Origin of the sequence: Klebsiella grimontii, assembly GCF_042137965.1 — a bacterium.
In the GTDB taxonomy this organism is placed as follows: Bacteria; Pseudomonadota; Gammaproteobacteria; order Enterobacterales; family Enterobacteriaceae; genus Klebsiella; species Klebsiella grimontii.
In genome coordinates this window covers 5,002,265-5,020,823 of sequence record NZ_CP169721.1, presented here as the reverse complement: position 1 = coordinate 5,020,823, position 18,559 = coordinate 5,002,265, and the positions used below count along the sequence as shown (strand labels likewise).

The following is an 18,559-nucleotide window of genomic DNA, read 5'->3' as shown; positions in this document are numbered from 1 at the left end:
GCTGGGACCGCAGGGAGCGGCACCGGCGTTGACTCAGGCCATCTCACCGATCGTTTTGCGAAAACGCAGTAGCGCGACAGTAAAAAACACCCCACCGATAGCCAGCAGCGTCAGAAACTGCGGCCAGACGATGGAGAAATCCGCGCCGCGATAAAGAATGGCCTGCGCCAGACTGACAAAGTGGGTTGTCGGCATGGTGAGCATAATATCCTGTACAGCCTGCGGCATACTTTCCCGGGGTGTGGAGCCGCCGGAAAGCATCTGCAGCGGCAACAGCACCAGAATCATCAGCAGCCCCAGCTGCGGCATGGAACGCGCCACCGTACCCATAAAAATGCCGATCGAGGTGGTGGCAAACAGGCTCAGGGCGACCCCAAGCATAAAGAGCGGAATTGAGCCCTCTATCGGTACCTGCAGCACGCCCTGAACCATCAGGAGCAGGGAGAGTCCGGAAACCACCAGCACCACCAGCCCCATTGACCATATCTTCGCCATCATGATCTCAAACGGCGTGACCGGCATAACCAGCAGGTGCTCTACGGTGCCATGTTCTCGCTCGCGTATCAGCGCCGAGCCGGTCAGCACGATCGCCAGCATGGTGATATTGTTGATAATTGCCATGACGGCGCCGAAACGCTCCTGTTCCAGGTTCGGGTTAAAACGCATTCTGACGGCCAGCTCAACCGGCAGCGAGCCGTTATCCCGGTAGCGGGTGACAAAGCTGTTCACCTCGCCGGTGACGATATTCTGGATATAGCTATTGCCGGTAAACGCCTGGCTCATACGCGTCGCGTCGACGTTAACCTGCAGCTCGGGCTGGCGCCCGGCCAGAACGTCGCGCTGGAAATCCGGCGGAATATTGATGGAGAAGGTATAGCGTCCCGCATCCAGCCCGGCGTCCATCTCATCAGCGGTGATCAGCGCCGGCGGCAAAAACCAGGGCCGATAAAAACCATTGATAATACGCGATGAAAGCTGCGACTTATCCATGTCAGCAATAGCGATGGGCGCCAGATGTAGTGAACCCGGCATCACGGTTGCGGAGGAGTACACCGAGACGGTAAAAGCAAAGACAATTAACGTCAGCATCGCTTTATCGCCCAGCAGGCTGCGTAGCTCTTTCATCCCCAAATTATAAATATTGCGTAATCCACGCATTATCCCTCCTGTTTTTTCAACAGCCACACGCTCAGGCCCAGCACCAGCGGAACCGCGATAAGCAGCGGAATAAAGGATCCCCACAGGTCCGTCAGATTCAGCGCTTTGGAGAACGTTCCGCGCGCGATGGTCAGAAAGTGGCTGGTTGGATAAATCTGGCCAATCCAGCGGCCGGGCCCTTCCAGCGAGGCGACGGGGTCGATCATCCCGGAGAACTGCGTCGCCGGGATAAGCGTAATGATCGCGGTGCCGAAAATCGCCGCAATCTGGCTTTTCATAAAGGTGGAGATCAGCAGGCCAAGCCCGGTGGCGATAGTGACGTAGAGCAGCGCGGCGAGGGTGAGCGTCAGAAAACTCCCCTTATGCGGTACGCCAAAGACAAACACCGACAGCGCGCAGAGCAGGAAGAAGTTGAACATCCCCAGCACGATATACGGCATCTGTTTACCCAGCAGAAATTCGCTGCGGGTGGTTGGCGTCACGTACAAATTGATAATTGAGCCGAGCTCTTTCTCGCGGACCACGCTAAGCGCGCTGAGCATCGCCGGGATCATCATCAACAGCAGCGGAATTACCGCCGGGACAATCGCCGGCAGGCTTTTCACATCCGGGTTATAGCGGTAGCGGGTTTCGATGGAAATCAGTGACGTATCGCGGTTTGGGCTGGACTGGCGACCGGCCATCTCCTGCAGCCAGGCCAGATGCATGGCCTGGACGTAGCCGCGCACCGTCTCCGCGCGGTTCGGCATGGCGCCGTCCACCCACACGCCAATTTGCACCGGCGTTCCACGGGCGATATCGCGGCCAAAATTGGGCGGAATTTCGATAGCCACCGCCAGCTCGCCGTTGCGCATTCTTCTGTCCAGTTCGCTATAGCTTTGCAGCGGCGGCTGTTCGATGAAGTAGCGCGAACCGGCGATATTTTGCGACCAGCCCTGGCTGCTGACGGTCTGGTCGCGGTCGAGCACCGCGAATCGCAGATCTTCGACGTCCATACTGATCCCGTAGCCCATGATGAACATCAGGATCACGGTGCCGAGCAGGGCCAGGGTCGATCGCACCGGATCGCGGCGCAGCTCAAGCGCTTCACGGCGGCTGTAGCTAAACAAGCGCTGCAGGCTAAACGTCTGGCGCGGCGCCACGCTTTCGGTTTTGTGTTCTATCACGGGAACCGGCGCGGCTTCCGCATCAGGCGGCTGGGCGGTATCTGCTGCTTCCTGCAGCCAGGCGATAAACGCCTCTTCAAGGCTGGCCGATCCGCGCTGTTCGACCAGCGCCTGCGGCGTATCGCTGGCCAGCACTTTTCCGGCATGCATCAGCGAAATGCGATCGCAGCGTTCCGCTTCATTCATAAAGTGGGTGGAGATAAAAATCGTTACCCGGTCCTGGCGGGCTAGATCGACCATCAGCTGCCAGAACATATCCCGGGCTACCGGATCGACGCCGGAGGTGGGTTCATCAAGGATTAACATTTCTGGACGGTGGATCACCGCGACTGCCAGCGAGAGCCGCTGACGGATACCTAATGGTAGCGAAGCGGGTAGAGTGTCTTCTACCTCTTCCAGCATAAAGCGCTGGCTCATTTCGGCGATCCGTCCGGGGATTTCCGCCTTCGGGATATGGAACAGGCGCGCATGCAGTTCGAGGTTTTGCCGCACGGTCAGTTCGCTGTAGAGGGAAAAGGCCTGCGACATATAGCCGACGCGGCGGCGGGTCTCGATGTCTCTGGGGTCGACCGGCTGGCCAAACAGCCACGCTTCGCCTTCGCTGGCCGGTAGCAGCCCGGTCAGCATTTTCATGGTCGTTGATTTGCCGCAGCCGTTGGAGCCGAGGAAGCCGAAAATCTCGCCGCGGGCGATACGAAAATTCACGTGGTCAACGGCGACAAAATTACCGAAGCGCATGGTGAGCCCGCGCGCTTCAATCGCAATTTCGTCTTCATCCGTATGGCGCGGCGGGATGATCACCTCTCTATGCGCCAGGCGTTGAGCGTCGGGAAGCAGGGCGATAAACGCCTGCTCCAGCGTCTGACTTGCCGTGTGCGCTTTAAGCTCATCGGCGCTGCCGGTCGCCAGAACTTCCCCCGCGTTCATGGCTACCAGCCAGTCAAAGCGCTCCGCCTCTTCCATGTAAGCGGTGGCGACCAGTACGCTCATCTCCGGCTGACGCTGGCGAATGTTGTCGATCAGATCCCAAAACTGCGCCCGCGAGAGGGGATCGACGCCGGTGGTAGGTTCATCGAGGATCAGCAACTGCGGGTCGTGAATAAGCGCGCAGCACAGGCCGAGCTTCTGCTTCATCCCCCCGGAGAGTTTCCCCGCCGGACGGTCGCGAAACGGCGCCAGGCCGGTACTCTGGAGCAGTTCATTGATACGGATGTCGCGTTCGGCTTTATCATGGCCGAACAGACGGGCGAAGAAATCAACGTTTTCATAGACCGATAAGGTGTGATAGAGGTTCTTCCCCAGCCCTTGGGGCATCCAGGCGATTTTCGGGCAAACGTCCTGGCGGTGACGCACATCACGCATGTCGCCGCCGAGCACCATGACGTTGCCGCGCTCAATCACGCGCGCGCCGGAAATCAGCGATAGTAGGCTGGACTTGCCCACGCCGTCTGGCCCGATCAGACCCACCATACAGCGGGCGGGAATGCTCAGCGTAATGTCCTTCAGCGCGACGGTTGCACCAAAGCGCTGGCTGACGTTTTCCAGGCGGGCGACGGTTTTCATTGCGGTAGCCTCACCGTCAGCGCTTCAGGCCACGTCTGCCGGTTATCCAGACGCACCCAGGCCATCCCGGGCAGGCCGGTCTTCACATACTCCAGATGCTCTGCCAACAGCGCTGGCGGAATACGGGCTTTTACGCGGAACATCAGCTTCAGCCGTTCATCGCTGGTTTCCACCGTCTTGGGCGTAAACTGCGCCACGCTGGCGACAAAACTGATATTGGCGGGGATCACCAGATTCGGCGCGGCATCGAGGATAATTCGCGCTTCGCTGCCCAGCGCCAGCAGGCCCGCCTGCTCGGTCGGCAGGAAGAAGGTCATATAGACGTCGGACAAGTCGACCATATTCAGCACCCGGCCGCCCGCCGCCAGCACCTCTCCCGGTTCGGCGACGCGGTACTGAATACGACCATCGCGCGGTGCTTTCAGTTCGCTATCGTCGATATCGGCGATAATCCGCCGTTCGGTCGCCTGGGCGGCCTCGACCCGGGTTTGCGCCTGAATGATACTGGTTCGCGCCGCCTCAATCGCGGCCCTGGCGGCAGAGACCTGCGCTTTGGCAGATTCCAGCGCCGCCCTGGCGCTTTCTGCCGCCGCCTGGTCGTCATCCAGCTGCTGCGCGGAGACCGCGCCGCGCTGCGAGAGCGTGCTGGAGCGGACGTGTCGTTTAGCCGAGGAGTTCAGCTCCGCCTGCCGCTGCTTCACCACCGCTTCCGTAGCGCGCATTTCGCTTTGGCGCTGGTCGAGCAGGGCTTTCGCGGCGGCAATCGCGCTCTCTGCTTCCTTGATTTGCGCGGCGGCCTCCAGCCGTTGTTCGTTGAGCACGCGGGTATCCATGCGGGCCAGGACGTCGCCCTGGCGAACAAACTGCCCCTCCTTGACCAGGATCGTCTCGATACGTCCGGCGGTTTTGGTGGCGATATCGACTTCCGTGGCTTCAATTCTACCGTTGCTGCTGGCAAAGCCCGCTGGAATCCCCGGCGGGCGCAGCATCCACCATGCCGCCGCGGCAATCACCACCGCTAAACCAATAACGTATCCAACCCAACGCCGTTTGATTTTGTCCATACGCGACTCGCTTTGTTCCATAGGCTGAGTGGTGCGCGCTTCTCCTCCGCGTAGCGAAGTATCGTCTCTTCAGGAAAGGGAGGAATGGGGGGCAAGGCCAACCGGCGCGTGAATCCTGCTGCGCGGCGAACCGGTCGGAAAGAGGTGCGATTAATGTGGTCATCATCAGCAATCCTCGCCTTAAATGAAACACGCATATTTATTGCTACCGTCAATGCAATACTAACACCCGCACTAATTATGTCCATATACAAAACATGGACTTGTCGCTGGGTTAACATAAAAACAGCCGCGGACCGATACGCCAATATTACCCATAATACTATTTGGGTTTAATGCCTCGGGTACTCGCTCGTACAATCTCATAGCGCTTCATTAAATCATCATACTTATAAGCTACCGCACAACGCTAATAACCTGAGGATATTATTGGTGGGGAACTGGCGCATTTTTAATCTGGTTGCTCCAGGAGAACTGTTGTATGATCTCCGGCCCTGAAAATACATTCACGCCAGGCGAGCGCTTTATTCAATGAAAGATGAAAGCCAAAAATATATCTCAATTATTTTTAAGGAATGGTTGCCGCTGTACGACAGCCTGACGCCGGAGGTGAAGGCGGTACTTAAAAATATAGCCGGGCAGCAGGCGGAGGCGTTAGCGACCCGTTTCTATGACTTTATTTTTCAGGACCCGGATATCGCCAGGCATCTTACCTATGATTTAGTCCAGGAGCGGCTCAGCAGCTCGCTGGCCGGGTGGGTGAAAGATATCCTGATGTGTGAGAAAGAAAATTTGCAGGCGCTGGCGGAGCGGCAGTACCTGATCGGCAGCATCCATTCGCGTATCGGTATCCCGGCAGAGGCCGTGCTTCGCGGCGCGCGCCAGCTGAAAGCCGGGCTGATTGAAAATATCCGCGATAGTCACCTCGATCGCGAAACCAGCGTCGCCGCCATCTACTACGCCATCATGGCCATTAACATGGCGGTAGAGATGATGTGCCACGCCTATACCCTGTCGCACTATCGGGCGACAAAAAATGAAGAGGCCTACCGCCTGTATAGCCTGATGGATAACGTGCCGCTGGAATATGGCAAGCAGCAGGCCTCGCTCTCCGGATGGGAAAATAGCGCTATTTTTAATATCGTTAGCGATAATAAGACAGATATTAACGGCGCGTTATTATCTGATTCGGAATTTGGTCTGTGGTTCCGCCATAAATGCGTGCGTTATTTTAACAAAAATCCGCAAATGGAGGAGATCGCCGACTTAATTAGCAAGGTGGATGCGCTGTTATCTGCCTGGAAATCCTCGTCGGACGGTTCTGAGTATAAAAATACGCAGGCTCTGCTGCAGGGGATTCATATCCATTGCCAGCAGATCGGCAGCCAGCTGGGAGTACTCTTTAGCAGCCTGTCGCAGATGCAAAGCGGTAAGGATTCGCTGACCAGCCTGCTGAACCGCCGCTATCTGCCGGTTGTCCTCAAGCATGAAGTGACGCTGGCGATGGAGTATGAGCTGCCGATGACGGTGGCGATTATCGATATCGACCACTTTAAAGAGATCAATGATAGCTGGGGCCATATGGTCGGCGACCGGGCCATCAAGCACGTTGCGGAGCTGCTCAGCGATAATATTCGCTCCAGCGATTATATCTTCCGCTACGGCGGCGAGGAGTTTCTGCTGGTACTGGTGGAGACTGGCGCGGCGGAAGCTTTTACTATCCTTGAACGGCTGCGTAAAAAAATCAGCCAGCTGGCGTTTAGCGTTGGCGCTGACAATGAGATTTCGATTACCGCCAGCATCGGCTACGCCGTCCACACCGGTCACCCGGACTACAATCTTCTGCTGCGCGACGCCGACAGCGCACTGTACGTCGCCAAGCGCGATGGGCGCAACTGCGTGAAGCTGCATGAAGGCGACGGGAATTAATCTGCCGAGCCCTTCCCGGAGGCGCGCGCTGCGCCTGTCCGGGCTACCTGATCGCAGACGGCAGTAAACCCGTAGCCCGGTAAGGCGACAGCCACCACCGGGGAATAAACCGCAGAATATCTTCCGGTCGGGCGCCATCCCGGAGGCGGCGCGCTGCGCCTGTTCGGGCTACCTGGCTGCAGACGGCTGTGAACCTGTAGCCCGGGCAAGGCGCGTCAAGCGCCGCCCCGGGAGAGATGCGGCAGCGGATTTCAGTGCGGCGAGATCTCCGCGCCTCAAAACAGCACCGGCAGCCCCAGGCCGCGTTTTACTTCATGCAGCGTCAGTTGTGTCAGTTCGTGCGCTCGCTCGCTTCCCCGGCGCAGCAGCGCCAGCAGCATGCCTTTATCCTGAATATAGGTCGCCCGGCGTTCGCGTATCGGCGCCAGCAGCTCCTGTAAGCAGGTCTCCAGCGCGTTTTTGCACTGCCTGTCTCCCAGCCCTCCGCGCTGATAGTGGGCTTTCATTTCGGTCACGAAGGTTTTATCGGTATGGAATGCATCGAGATAAGTAAACACCACGTTGCCTTCTATCTGGCCCGGATCGGCGACCCGCAGGTGATTCGGGTCGGTGTACATGGCGCTGACCGCACGATGGATCTCCTCTTCACTGGCCGAAAGGGTGAGCGTGTTCCCCAGCGATTTCGACATTTTGGCATTGCCATCGATGCCCGGCAGGCGGCTGACGTCGCTGAGCAGCGCTTTGCAGTGCCGTAAGATCGGCGTCGTCGTCAGGCTATTCATTTTGTGCACGATCTCGTTGGTCTGTTCAATCATCGGTAGCTGATCGTCGCCGACCGGCACCAGTTCGGCCTTAAAGGCGGTGATATCGGCGGCCTGGCTAATGGGATAGGCTAAAAATCCCACCGGCAGCGAGCGGGAAAACCCCTTCTGAGCGATTTCATTTTTTACCGTCGGATTACGTTCAACCCGGGCGACGGTGACGATATTCATATACAGCGCGCTGAGTTCGGCCAGCGCCGGCAGGGCGGATTGCAGGCAAATGGTGGTCTTCTGCGGATCGATGCCGACGGCGAGATAATCGGCCATCACCTCAAGGATATTGCTGCTGATTTTTTGCGGATTGCTGCCGTTGTCGGTCAGTCCCTGGAGATCCGCGACGAGGATAAACTGCTGGTGGTCATGCTGGAGCTGCACGCGCTGGCGCAGGGAACCGACGTAGTGTCCGAGGTGCAGCTGGCCGGTAGGACGGTCGCCGGTCAGAATAGTTTGGCTGGTGCTCATGAGTGACTCCTTAGGATGCTATCAGGCCGAAGGGCGACACTCAAAAACAACAAAGCCGCCTTCCGGCGGCTTTGAATAGAGGAAACGTGACATCTTGCCGCCTGTTATGCAGGCAGCCACCAACGGCGGAGGTGAGAAATGACAACGTTTCTGTTCATCTTTTTATCCTGCCACGAAAAGCCGCGGCAGTAAAAGCCCTTTTTCATTCAGCGATAAACCGGCAGCAGGTTAAAGCTGGATAAGATATGAATTATTGCGTTGGCGCCGCCGAAGCACAAAATCAGGATAATCATGGCATTGCCGCCCCATACCCGATAGTTCGGGCTGCCGAAACGCCTGCGTGAGGCGCGCGCCAGCAGGGCGGGGACGATAGCGGCCCAGACGGTGGCGGCGAGACCGGCGAAGCCAATAGCGTAGATAAAACCGTTAGGCCACAGCAGCCCGCCGGCGATCGGCGGCAGAAAGGTCACCAGCGCGGTTTTAAACCGCCCCAGCCGGCTATCGTCAAACTTAAACAGATCCGCCAGATAATCAAACAGGCCGAGAGTCACGCCCAGGAACGAGCTGGCGACGGCGAAGTTGGAAAAGACGGTCAGCAATAAATCGAGGGTCGAACTGTTCAACAGGCCGCTTAAGGTCTGCACCAGCACGTCGATATTGCCGCCTTTTTCGGCGATAGCGATAAACGCCGGGCGCGGAATATTGCCCATCGTGCCGACCAGCCAGATGATATACAGCACCAGCGCCATCAGCGTGCCGAGCAGCAGGCAGCGGCGAATGGTAAGCGGATCTTTACCGTAGTACTTCATCAGGCTGGGGACGTTGCCGTGATAGCCAAATGAAGCCAGGCAGAACGGCAGCGTCATCACAACGTAGGGTAGATAGGATGCATTGCCCTCCGCGCGGTTAAACAGAATCGCGGGCTCCACGTGCCACATGAGTCCGCCGAAGGTCATAAAGAAGGTGAGGATTTTAGCGCCCAGTACGATAGTCGTCATCCGGCTTACCGCTTTCGTACTTAGCCAGACGATAAAGGCGACCACCAGCGCGAACGCCAGGCCGCCTAAGCGCGCCGGTACCGCGAGATCCATTTGCGCAAAAGTATGCTGAATAACTGAACCGCTGGCGGAAATATAGGCGTAGGTCAGGATATATAATACGAAGGCGACGGTCAGGCCGTTAATAATATTCCAGCCGTTTCCGAGTAAATCCTTGGTAATCGTGTCGAAGCTGGCGCCAATATGATAGTTAAGATTGGCTTCGAGGATCATTAACCCGGAGTGCAGCATACAAAACCAGGTAAAGATGAGCGCCAGCAGCGACCAGAAAAACCAGGCGCCGGACATCACCACCGGTAAAGAAAACATGCCGGCGCCAATAATCGTGCCGCCGATAATCATCGCTCCGCCAATCAGCGATGGTGTATTAGTTGAGACCGCTTTTGAGACTGATAATGTAGCCATAAGGTGCATTCCTCACGTGGCTATATAGTAAATAACGGGCTGCGGGCAAACGGCTACCCGGCGCAACCCGAATGATTGAGCTTAAAGAGATGGATTTAAATTAATGGCGCTCCCGTTGCGAGAGCGCCAGGACGTTATTTATTTCACCGGTTTCAGTCTGGCGACGAAGTGGCGCAGTACCGGCGGCTCATAGGTAAAGGTCAGACCCTTAATCGTGGCGGCGCGCGCCTTAACGGCGATCAGCGCATCAGCGATATAGTCCATGTGATCGTTGGTATAAACCCGGCGCGGAATGGTCAGGCGCAGTAGCTCCATCGGCGACGCCTTCTGTTTGCCGGTTTGCGGATCGCGGCCCAGCAGCAGGGAGCCGATTTCCACGCTGCGGATGCCCGCTTCCAGATACAGCTCGTTGTTTAGCGCGTGCGCCGGGAACTGCTCCGGTGGGATATGCGGCAGCAGCAGCTTAGCATCGACGAACACCGCATGGCCGCCGGTCGGATACTGAATCGGAATGCCGCCTTCGCGCAGGCGTTCGCCGAGGTATTCCACCTGATTGATGCGATAAGCGAGGTAATCCTCGTTGGTTCCTTCTTCCAGGCCGATAGCCAGCGCCTCCATATCGCGTCCCGCCAGGCCGCCGTAGGTGACAAAGCCTTCCATCGGCACGCAGCGGATGCGCACTTCGTTGAAGAGATCTTCGTCATCGCGGAAGCAGCACAGGCCGCCAATATTCACCATCGGGTCTTTCTTGGCGGACATGGTCAGCATATCGCCGTACTGGTACATCTCAAGAATAATCTCTTTCACCGATTTATCGGCGTAGCCCTCTTCGCGCTGTTTAATAAACCAGGCGTTTTCGCAGAAGCGGGCGGAGTCGATCACCACCGGAATATTATTCTGACGCGCAATCTGATACACCTCGCGCATATTCGCCAGCGATACCGGCTGGCCGCCGGAGCTGTTACAGGTGACGGTGGTAATAATCGCCGCCACGTTTTCCGCGCCGTGTTCGGCGATGGTCGCTTTCAGCAAATCAATATCAAAGTTGCCTTTCCAGTCGTACCACGAGGTGGTGTCGAAGGCTTTCGGCGTCACCACGTTAATGGCTTTCGCGCCGTTGAGCTCCACGTGCGCGGCGGTGGTATCGAAGTGGAAGTTGGAAATAAACACCGGATGCGCCGACTTGCGGCGAGCAATCAGGCTCGGGAACAGAATCTGCTCCGCGCCGCGCCCCTGGTGGGTGGGAATGGTATAGGGATAGCCGATAATCTCTTTGACCTTTTCGCACAGATGCTGATAGTTACGCGACCCGGCGTAGGCTTCGTCGCCCATCATCAGCCCGGCCCACTGATGGTCGCTCATCGCGCCGGTGCCGGAGTCGGTCAGCAGGTCGATATACACGTCCTGGCTATTGAGCAAAAACGGGTTATAGCCCGCCTCTTCCAGCGCTTTGACGCGATCGTCAAAAGTGGTCATACGAATGTTTTCGACCATTTTAATGCGGAACGGCTCAGGGATACGTTTCATTTATTTTCTCCATGGGGATGCTGTGCCGCGTTTGGCTATTTGGCGACAAATAAAAAGCGCAACAAATAGCGACTAAACGCAGTGCTGAATTAATTTTTTTAGAGAGTGAACAGCAGCGGAGAATTAACGAGGGAAGTCGTTGGAGATGCGGTGATCTAAATTATACCAGTCGTCCAGGCCGCCCTGGGCAATGAGACGATAAATCGATTTTTGCGTCATGACATCGTCCTCTGTGGGTGAAGGGATGCCATAAAAATAAGGTAAAATGAGAAAATAACCACGATTAAAATCACAAAAAATTATTTATCGATAAGCGGAGTATAAAAATTTGACGCTTGTCGTCTTTTTAGCGTTATTGATTAGCAGGCGATGGTTTTTTGTTTTTTTATTACGCCAATAACGGTTTATTAAGTGAGGTTTTTAGCGCCTTCACCGCAATCGATGAAGGCGCTGGCGGAGCTTACATGCTGGAGAAGACGTTCATAATGATGCCGCCGGAGATGATCAGCACCATGGCGAGGATGGCCGGGATATCCGGTTTTTGCTTATAGAGGATCATTGAGCAAATCGTGACGCCGACGATGCCAAAGCCGCACCACAGCGAGTAGGCAACGCCGACCGGAATAGTGCTCATCGCGCGGGTGAGGGCGAAGTAGCACAGGCCGTAGGCGCAGACCACCAGCACCGACGGCGCCAGCTTGCTGAAGCCGTTGGTCTTTTTGATCATCGACGTGCCGGTGATTTCGGAGCCGATAGACAGCGCCAGCCATAAAAATCCGAGGTTAAACATAGGTCATTCCTTTTTTGTTAGTTGGCGACTTTTTTGTCCAGAGATGCAGCGGCAGCGGCCGGTTGCGCGGGCGCTTCCTCGCTCTCTTCGCTACCCATTTTGGAAAACAGGTTCATGATCACGATACCGCTGGCGATAACCGCCATACCGATAATGGCGGCGGTGTCCGGGTGCTGGCCGTAAAACGCCATTCCCAGCGTCGACACCACGAGGATGCCGGTACCGGACCAGGTGGCGTAGGCCAGACCGACGGGAATATCCTTCACCGCGCGGGACAGCGAGTAGTAGCAGGTGCAGTACAGCAGCACCAGCAGCCCGAGCAGCAGCATTTTGGTCATCCCTTCACTGCTGCCGAACATTTTGAGGGTGGAGGTGGCTGAGGTTTCGGAAACGATAACCAGCAGCATCCATAGCCAACACTTTGTTTTTGAAGACATAAGTTAAACTCCGGGTTTACTATTTAAGGTAAGGTTCTTTTTTCTGTTTTTTAAAAAATCGCTAGCGGCATCGGTCAACTGCGCTTCAGGGGTACAGGCCAGCGCCGGATTATTCACCACGTCTGTGACAGTGAGATAACGCCGCGGGCTGCTCGCCGGCGCCGCCGTCGCTTCGCGACCCGACGCCAGCTTCTCCAGCAATTCGTTCATGGTGCACAGCGTGACGCCGCATTCGGCCAGGCGGGCCAGCGTGGCCTGCATATGCCCGGCGTAAGCGGTATCAGGCTGCGCGCCCCGCAGCTGGTTAAGCTCGCTAGCGGGATCGCAGTGATAGCGCAGCGCCAGCACCGGCAGGCCGCTCAGCAGGGCATCGTGCACGCGGCGGGCAACGGGACTGTGCAGGGAACCCTTCAGCAGATCCGCCGCCAGCGGGTAGTCGAGAAACGGCAGCAGCAGCGCCTTATACGAGGCCGAAGGCAGCGCATGTTGCCAGTCCGCCGCCGCCAGCGTTTTACCGATAGCCTGCCACTGCTCGCCGTCGTCAATCCCGCTCTCCAGCGCCAGGTGTAGGCTCTCGCCGCAGCCGGCCAGCCGCTGGCGAATAGCTTGCCGGTATCCCGCCGCGGCGGTCACCATCACCAGTACCGGCGGCCGCAGACGCTGAATAATGCGTTCAACCAGGTCTTCCATCTGTTGGTTGGTCATGGCGAGCCTCCGTTAGCCGATGAGCGTGACCTGCGCGCCGTTTTTCAAGCCGGCGGCGTTGGCCTCTTCGGTATCGATATGAAACTCCAGCGCGAAGTCTTCGCGCACCCGCACCACCACTTCATCGAAGGTCAACTGGCGTTCGCCATCGCTGCGTACGCTAACCTTCTGGCCGTTGGCGACGTTCAACTGGCGGGCGTCCTGCGGCGACATATGGATATGCCGCCAGGCGCAGATCACCTGAGATCGCAGCTCAACGTGGCCAGCCGGACCGATCAGCAGCGCGCTGCCCGCGTTCTCCAACTGGCCGGATTCACGAACCGGCGCTTTGATGCCGAGGGTAAAGCAGTCGGCGCGGGAGATTTCCAGCTGCGATACCGGGCGGGTTGGGCCGAGGACGCGCACCTGGGTGAGCGAGCCCTTCGGACCGACCACGGTGACGCACTCCTGGGCCGCGAACTGCCCCGGCTGGCGCAGCGGTTTAAACGGCGTCAGGACGTAGCCCTTGCCAAACAGCGCTTCGACGTCCTGCTGCGCCAGATGGACGTGGCGGTTAGAGATGCCGACCGGAATAGCCGGAGCAACGTGGCTCAGGCGGGCGGCGATTTTTTCATGGAGCAGGGTGTCGATCATGCCTTCTTCCCTTTCCTCATCGCCGCGTTTTTATCTTCCGTCGGCGCAGGCGCGGCGGCGGGTTCAGTGGGTTCCCTTGTTTCCACAGCGGCGGGCGCGACGGCTTCAGCCTCAAGCGGCGCGGCAGCGGCAGCTTCCGCGCGCGGCGGACGGCCTTTAAGGGCGCTGAGGGCGTCCACGATGCTGCGCTCCGGACGGGCGATCGTCAGGGATTTGACCTGCGGGTCGATGAGCGCGGCGACGGCGACGCCGCGTTCGATAGCGGTGTGGATAGCGCTGATCTCACCTTCAAAGCAGACGCTCACCAGCCCCGAACCGACTTTGCGGTAGCCAATGCAGGACACGCCTGCGCTTTTACAGGCGGCATCCACGGCCTGAACGGCGGCAACTAATCCTCGCGTTTCAATTACGCCTAAACTTTTCATTGTCGGCTCCTGTTAATGGCGGACTAAGCGAATATCAAAATCAAACTGCGTGAAGAACGTTTCCAGCCGGTCTAACTCTGCGGCGGAATACGTTGGGTCCCGGGTAATGGGATAGGGCATATCGAGGCGCTCATATTTTTTGCGCCCGAGCTGGTGGTAAGGCAGCATATCGATGCGGCGGATATTTCCGCGCTTCGCCAGCTTTTGTACGTAATCAATGGCCCCGGTAATGGCATCGAACGAGTCGTTATAGCCGCGAACCAGCGGCATGCGGATAATGACGTTAGCGCCAGAATCGACCAGCCACTCCAGGTTGCGGCGAATGCCTTCGTTACCGATGCCAAATAACGCTTTATGCTGCTCGCTGTTAATTTGCTTAATATCGAATAAGAAGGTGTCGGTCACCGGCGCCAGCTTTTGATAATTAGCCAGCGGCGTGGTGCCCTGCGTTTCCACGGCGGTATTGAGCATCATCTTTTTGCATTCGCTAAAGAGCGCGACGGCAAAATCGGTCTGCAGGCTCATTTCACCGCCGCCGATGGTGACGCCGCCGCCGGAGGAGATATAAAAGTCGTAGTCCTGCATGATGATGTCCATCAGTTCGCTGACGGTGACATCTTTGCCCATAATATCCAGCGCGTTCTGGGTGCAGATCTCTTCGCACTTGCGGCAGCCGATGCAGTCTTTATTACGATTGACGAAATGCTTCATTTCGCCGTTTTCTTCCGCCCGATAATGAATACCCGCCGGGCAGACGTTAACGCAGTCGCCGCAGTTAATGCATTTATCCTGCGAGAACATCACCTGAAACTGGCTGGCCAGCCCTTCCGGGTTGGCGCACCACGGGCAGCGAATATTGCAGCCTTTGAAAAAAACCAGCGTGCGAATACCATCGCCGTCATAGATCGAATATTTCTGAATATTGAAAATTCGCCCGGTTAATTCTTTATTCACATTTGCCCCCACAAAAATAGCCTGGACATCCTTGTCCACCAACGTCCGTGTTTTTATCAGAACTTCTCAATCACCGTGCGGCTGATGATTTCGTCCTGAACTTCTTTGCACAGCTCAACGAAGTAGGCGCTGTAGCCCGCGACGCGGACGATCAGGTCGCGGTATTTTTCCGGCTCCTGCTGGGCTTTTTTCAGCACTTCGTTATCGACGTAGCTGAACTGCATCTGGCCGTTGCCGAGAATCGACGCGGTGCGCAGCAGGGTAATCAGGCCGTGACGACCTTCCGGGGTATCCAGCAGCCCTTTGAGGAACTTGAAGTTGTGCACCATGCCAATGTTCATGGTTTCGACGTTCATCTTGCTCACCGACTTGATGATCGCCGTCGGACCCTGCTTATCCGCGCCCTGAGTCGGGCTGATGCCGTCGGAGAGCGGCATCCACGCCAGGCGGCCGTTCGGCGTGGCGTTGGTCAGCTCGCCGATCGGCGTGTTGTTGGAGATAGACAGGGTGCCGTGGCTCAGGGTGGAGTAGAGCATCTTGTACTTACGGCACTCGCGCTCGGTCCACTCGGTGATATCCAGCGCATACTGGTCAACGTAGTTATCATCGTTGCCGTATTTCGGCGCGTTGAGGCAGTCGCGGCGCAGGCCTTCGAAGCCTTCGAAGTTCGCCAGCAGCGCGTCGCGCACCTGCTCGAGGGTGTATTTCTTCTCTTCAAATACCAGCTTACGAATCGCCGCCATGGAGTCGACGTAGGTCGCCAGACCGGAGAAGATCAGTCCCGGGCCGTGGTTGATCATCGCGCCGCCGGCGGCAACGTCTTTGCCTTTTTCCATGCAGCCTTCCACCAGCAGCGACATCAGCGGCTTCGGCGCCACGTCGCGGTGCACGCGCTGGCTGATGACCGTACCGATCGCCGACAGACGCACGATATGGGCGATCTGCTGTTTCACCGCCGCGTCGAATTCTTCGAAAGTGCGCAGGTCGCGCAGGTCGCCGGTATCCAGCCCCTGATAGCTGTCGAACAGCACCATCCGGCCGCGGTTTAAAACGAACTCAATGGCGATGGGCCACTGGGTGTAGCCGGTGGAGGTCCACTGATAGATGCGGCCGGATTTCTGCGGTTCGACGCAGCCCATCAGGCAGTAATCGCGGGCGTCTTCGAAATCGAAGCCTTTACGCAGCATCATCTTGATATGGGAGTCGTCGAAGTGGCAGGCCGGGAAGCCCATCCCCGCTTTCACCACGTCAACGATTTTTTCCATGTACTTCTGCGGCGACTGGTTGTGAATACGGCAGGCCAGCGACGGCTGGTAAACCTTCACGAAGCGCACGGCATCCATAATCAGATAGGTCAGGTCGTTACAGGCATCGCCGCCGGAGCGCTTCTGGCCGCCGACGGTCAGGTTGATAAACGGCTGATAGCCGGCGAAATATTTCGCCCCCAGCTCGCTGGACATCCACATCAATTCGGCGCACTTGATAATAAACGCCTGCAGCAGCTCCAGCGCGCTATCGTGGGTCAGGCGGCCTTCGCGGATATCGGCTTCAAACATCGGGTAGCAGTACTGGTCAACGCGACCCAGCGACAGGCCGGTCTGGTTCTCTTCAATTTCAAACAGCGACTCGACCGTCCAGATGCTTTGCAGCGCTTCCTGCAGGGTTTTCGGTGGATTCGCCGGGACGTTCTGGTTCACCTCGGCGATAGTCAGCAGCTCGGCGCGGCGCTGGGCGTTCTGCTCAATCGCGGCCAGTTCGCGGGCGCGGGCGGCGATGCGGTGGGAGTAGTTAATGACCCCTTCGCAGGTTTCAATCGCCGCCTTGTAGTAGTAGATACGGTCGATATCTTCCGGGTTTTCCATGCTCAGGCTGGCGAGATGCGCCTCGGCGTCGGCCTTAATGCCGTTCATCCCTTTGGTGAACAGCAGCACGTCGTAGCCCGGGCAGGTGTCGCCGCCGCCGTTGATCTGGTGGTAGGAGAGGTCGCTGACGAAGGTTTCGCCGCTGAATGCCCATACGCCCGCTTCGCGGTACTGGGCTTCGCAGATTTCGTCCAGCGAGCGGCCTTCCCAGAACGGTACGATCTCTTCGCGGATGGTTTTTTTATCTGCTTCGCTGATCTCAAACGGATCCTGCGGACGGGTGCTCATGGTATCGAGTTCGTCGCGCACCCAGCGCCAGGCGATATCCGGCGAGAACGCGCCCGCGCGCGGCTTGCCGCACGGATGACCGACGATCAGCTCATCGTTCTGAATCAGAATCGGCGCGGTTTCGCAGGCGTGGCGGAAGGCTTTGGCGCGCAGCAGAATCGTCGGCATCCCCGGATTGGCTTTCACCACTTCGGTAAAGGCCAGCGCGCGGTAAATGGAGACGCTCGGGCGCACGGTCAGGTAGTGGTTGCGCAGGCGCTGCATACGCGGGGTTAAACCTTCTGCCGCTGGCGTTTCGCTACAGGCAGCGAACGGCGCGGCGGAAACTGGCTTCGCGCCGCTGAACAGACGCACCGGCAGATGCAGGGCGCTGAGGTTTTGCTGCGCGCTCAGGAACATGTCGGAGAGTTCGTTGATGCGCGCGTTCTCGAGGCTTGCGCCGTGCAGCAGGGCGTCGAACATCGGATAACCGTCGATAGCGCAGGCGGCGCGGACTTCACTCAGTTCCGCCAGCTTGAACCACAGAGATTCGACGATTTCATACGCCTGCTGCGGGGACAGCGCGCCGTTGTTGATATCGTGCTGGTAGTACGGCAGCAGGGCTTTGTCGGCGCCTTCCGGGTTGACGGCGTAGCTGCCGTTATCCAGCTGAAGCGCCAGCTGGAACAGATAAAAGGCCTGACACGCCTCTTTGAAGCTGCGCGCCGGATGGGCCGGAACGTGGTGCAGAATGGCGGCGCTGTCCAGCAGTTCCGCCCGACGGTAAGCGTTGGTTTCCGCGGCAGCCAGCTGTTCCGCGCTGTTGGCCAGGTTTTGCGCCAGCGCCAGCAGGGCATCGCAGGCGTAGATGGCAGCGCGGCAGCCGTTGACTTCGTCCATGCCGCTGCGGCTGACGGCGCTGCCCAGCGCGCGGGTTTTCTCTTCCAGCTGATGTTTTATCGCCAGCACGCCTTTCTCCACTACCAGCTTATAGTCCGGGGAGTCGAGGTCGCTGTTCAGATTAAGAAACTGGAACGCGGACGGGCGATGCGTAGCGCTTTCGTCGTGGAAAATCGCCCCGTGCGGCTTGCGGGTCTGGTTGCCGACGATCAGTTCGTCGGCGCTGATGCTCAGCGGCAGCTGGCGCATCAGTTCATAGAAGCGGCGCGCCGGTTTGACGGCGGCGGGAACCCCGACGATATCGCCATCAAGGGCGCTCAGCGTGGTGGCATGTTCGGTGCACAGGGTGCTTTTTTGTGAGAGTAAACGTTCTGCCAACACTTTGACGCGCGGCGTTAAGCTGTAGTGTGCCATGGGTAAGGTTCTCCAGTTC

15 protein-coding genes are annotated in these 18,559 nt (G+C 57.8%); 1 reads left to right on the top strand and 14 read right to left on the bottom strand.

The genetic code is table 11. The features are described from left to right. Positions 1 to 33: 33 nt before the first annotated feature. Genes ACE3MN_RS23530 through ACE3MN_RS23520 form a run of 3 tightly spaced genes read right to left on the bottom strand, consistent with a single transcriptional unit; the run spans position 34 to position 4,951 of the window. The gene (locus ACE3MN_RS23530) at positions 34 to 1,158 is read right to left on the bottom strand and encodes an ABC transporter permease (RefSeq protein WP_375364188.1); all 1,125 of its coding nucleotides are present in this window, start codon (positions 1,156 to 1,158) and stop codon (positions 34 to 36) included. Then, the gene (rbbA, locus tag ACE3MN_RS23525) at positions 1,158 to 3,887 is read right to left on the bottom strand and encodes a ribosome-associated ATPase/putative transporter RbbA (RefSeq protein ID WP_375364187.1); all 2,730 of its coding nucleotides are present in this window, start codon (positions 3,885 to 3,887) and stop codon (positions 1,158 to 1,160) included. Before rbbA ends, ACE3MN_RS23530 begins: the two co-directional genes overlap by 1 nt. Beyond that, on the bottom strand, positions 3,884 to 4,951 hold the full coding sequence (locus ACE3MN_RS23520) for an HlyD family secretion protein (RefSeq protein ID WP_375364186.1): 1,068 nt from the start codon (positions 4,949 to 4,951) through the stop codon (positions 3,884 to 3,886). Before ACE3MN_RS23520 ends, rbbA begins: the two co-directional genes overlap by 4 nt. Positions 4,952 to 5,482: 531 nt before the next feature. Between ACE3MN_RS23520 and ACE3MN_RS23515 the strand changes: the two genes are divergently transcribed. Beyond that, the gene (locus ACE3MN_RS23515) at positions 5,483 to 6,880 is read left to right on the top strand and encodes a GGDEF domain-containing protein (RefSeq protein WP_024360453.1); all 1,398 of its coding nucleotides are present in this window, start codon (positions 5,483 to 5,485) and stop codon (positions 6,878 to 6,880) included. 275 nt (positions 6,881 to 7,155) lie between these two features. Here the strand turns inward: ACE3MN_RS23515 and trpS are convergent, their stop codons facing one another. From trpS to cutC, 11 genes are all read right to left on the bottom strand, one after another. After that, the gene (trpS, locus tag ACE3MN_RS23510; RefSeq protein ID WP_064411475.1) at positions 7,156 to 8,163 is read right to left on the bottom strand and encodes a tryptophan--tRNA ligase; all 1,008 of its coding nucleotides are present in this window, start codon (positions 8,161 to 8,163) and stop codon (positions 7,156 to 7,158) included. Between the two features lie 206 nt (positions 8,164 to 8,369). Next, positions 8,370 to 9,626 (bottom strand): tryptophan permease, encoded by a 1,257-nt coding sequence (gene mtr / locus ACE3MN_RS23505; protein ID WP_024360451.1) that lies wholly within the window; start codon positions 9,624 to 9,626, stop codon positions 8,370 to 8,372. Between the two features lie 138 nt (positions 9,627 to 9,764). Beyond that, the gene (tnaA, locus tag ACE3MN_RS23500) at positions 9,765 to 11,153 is read right to left on the bottom strand and encodes a tryptophanase (RefSeq protein WP_004128455.1); all 1,389 of its coding nucleotides are present in this window, start codon (positions 11,151 to 11,153) and stop codon (positions 9,765 to 9,767) included. Between the two features lie 123 nt (positions 11,154 to 11,276). After that, positions 11,277 to 11,372 (bottom strand): tryptophanase leader peptide, encoded by a 96-nt coding sequence (gene tnaC, locus ACE3MN_RS23495; protein ID WP_004098218.1) that lies wholly within the window; start codon positions 11,370 to 11,372, stop codon positions 11,277 to 11,279. 241 nt (positions 11,373 to 11,613) lie between these two features. Further along, positions 11,614 to 11,943, bottom strand: a complete 330-nt coding sequence (locus ACE3MN_RS23490; protein WP_004108688.1) for a DMT family transporter — start codon at positions 11,941 to 11,943, stop codon at positions 11,614 to 11,616. 17 nt (positions 11,944 to 11,960) lie between these two features. Next, positions 11,961 to 12,380 (bottom strand): DMT family transporter, encoded by a 420-nt coding sequence (locus tag ACE3MN_RS23485; protein WP_004133067.1) that lies wholly within the window; start codon positions 12,378 to 12,380, stop codon positions 11,961 to 11,963. A gap of 3 nt (positions 12,381 to 12,383) precedes the next feature. Then, entirely contained in the window at positions 12,384 to 13,085 is a 702-nt protein-coding gene (locus ACE3MN_RS23480; protein WP_004133066.1) for a hypothetical protein, read from the bottom strand. Positions 13,086 to 13,097: 12 nt separating this feature from the next. After that, complete coding sequence (locus ACE3MN_RS23475) at positions 13,098 to 13,718, bottom strand: phosphate propanoyltransferase (RefSeq protein ID WP_014837302.1); 621 nt, start codon at positions 13,716 to 13,718, stop codon at positions 13,098 to 13,100. Next, complete coding sequence (locus ACE3MN_RS23470; RefSeq protein ID WP_004133064.1) at positions 13,715 to 14,143, bottom strand: BMC domain-containing protein; 429 nt, start codon at positions 14,141 to 14,143, stop codon at positions 13,715 to 13,717. The genes ACE3MN_RS23475 and ACE3MN_RS23470 overlap by 4 nt, the downstream gene beginning before the upstream one ends. Before the next feature lie 12 nt (positions 14,144 to 14,155). Beyond that, complete coding sequence (gene cutD / locus ACE3MN_RS23465) at positions 14,156 to 15,109, bottom strand: choline TMA-lyase-activating enzyme (protein WP_369816539.1); 954 nt, start codon at positions 15,107 to 15,109, stop codon at positions 14,156 to 14,158. 44 nt (positions 15,110 to 15,153) lie between these two features. Continuing rightward, entirely contained in the window at positions 15,154 to 18,540 is a 3,387-nt protein-coding gene (gene cutC, locus ACE3MN_RS23460) for a choline trimethylamine-lyase (RefSeq protein ID WP_102650387.1), read from the bottom strand. Between the last annotated feature and the right edge of the window lie 19 nt (positions 18,541 to 18,559).

What these genes read in the sequence shown, in the direction of transcription:
- ACE3MN_RS23530 (WP_375364188.1), bottom strand. Translation starts at nt 1,158, where the DNA reads ATGCGTGGATTACGCAATATTTATAATTTGGGGATGAAAGAGCTACGC.
- rbbA (WP_375364187.1), bottom strand. Translation starts at nt 3,887, where the DNA reads ATGAAAACCGTCGCCCGCCTGGAAAACGTCAGCCAGCGCTTTGGTGCA.
- ACE3MN_RS23520 (WP_375364186.1), bottom strand. Translation starts at nt 4,951, where the DNA reads ATGGACAAAATCAAACGGCGTTGGGTTGGATACGTTATTGGTTTAGCG.
- ACE3MN_RS23515 (WP_024360453.1), top strand. Translation starts at nt 5,483, where the DNA reads ATGAAAGATGAAAGCCAAAAATATATCTCAATTATTTTTAAGGAATGG.
- trpS (WP_064411475.1), bottom strand. Translation starts at nt 8,163, where the DNA reads ATGAGCACCAGCCAAACTATTCTGACCGGCGACCGTCCTACCGGCCAG.
- mtr (WP_024360451.1), bottom strand. Translation starts at nt 9,626, where the DNA reads ATGGCTACATTATCAGTCTCAAAAGCGGTCTCAACTAATACACCATCG.
- tnaA (WP_004128455.1), bottom strand. Translation starts at nt 11,153, where the DNA reads ATGAAACGTATCCCTGAGCCGTTCCGCATTAAAATGGTCGAAAACATT.
- tnaC (WP_004098218.1), bottom strand. Translation starts at nt 11,372, where the DNA reads ATGACGCAAAAATCGATTTATCGTCTCATTGCCCAGGGCGGCCTGGAC.
- ACE3MN_RS23490 (WP_004108688.1), bottom strand. Translation starts at nt 11,943, where the DNA reads ATGTTTAACCTCGGATTTTTATGGCTGGCGCTGTCTATCGGCTCCGAA.
- ACE3MN_RS23485 (WP_004133067.1), bottom strand. Translation starts at nt 12,380, where the DNA reads ATGTCTTCAAAAACAAAGTGTTGGCTATGGATGCTGCTGGTTATCGTT.
- ACE3MN_RS23480 (WP_004133066.1), bottom strand. Translation starts at nt 13,085, where the DNA reads ATGACCAACCAACAGATGGAAGACCTGGTTGAACGCATTATTCAGCGT.
- ACE3MN_RS23475 (WP_014837302.1), bottom strand. Translation starts at nt 13,718, where the DNA reads ATGATCGACACCCTGCTCCATGAAAAAATCGCCGCCCGCCTGAGCCAC.
- ACE3MN_RS23470 (WP_004133064.1), bottom strand. Translation starts at nt 14,143, where the DNA reads ATGAAAAGTTTAGGCGTAATTGAAACGCGAGGATTAGTTGCCGCCGTT.
- cutC (WP_102650387.1), bottom strand. Translation starts at nt 18,540, where the DNA reads ATGGCACACTACAGCTTAACGCCGCGCGTCAAAGTGTTGGCAGAACGT.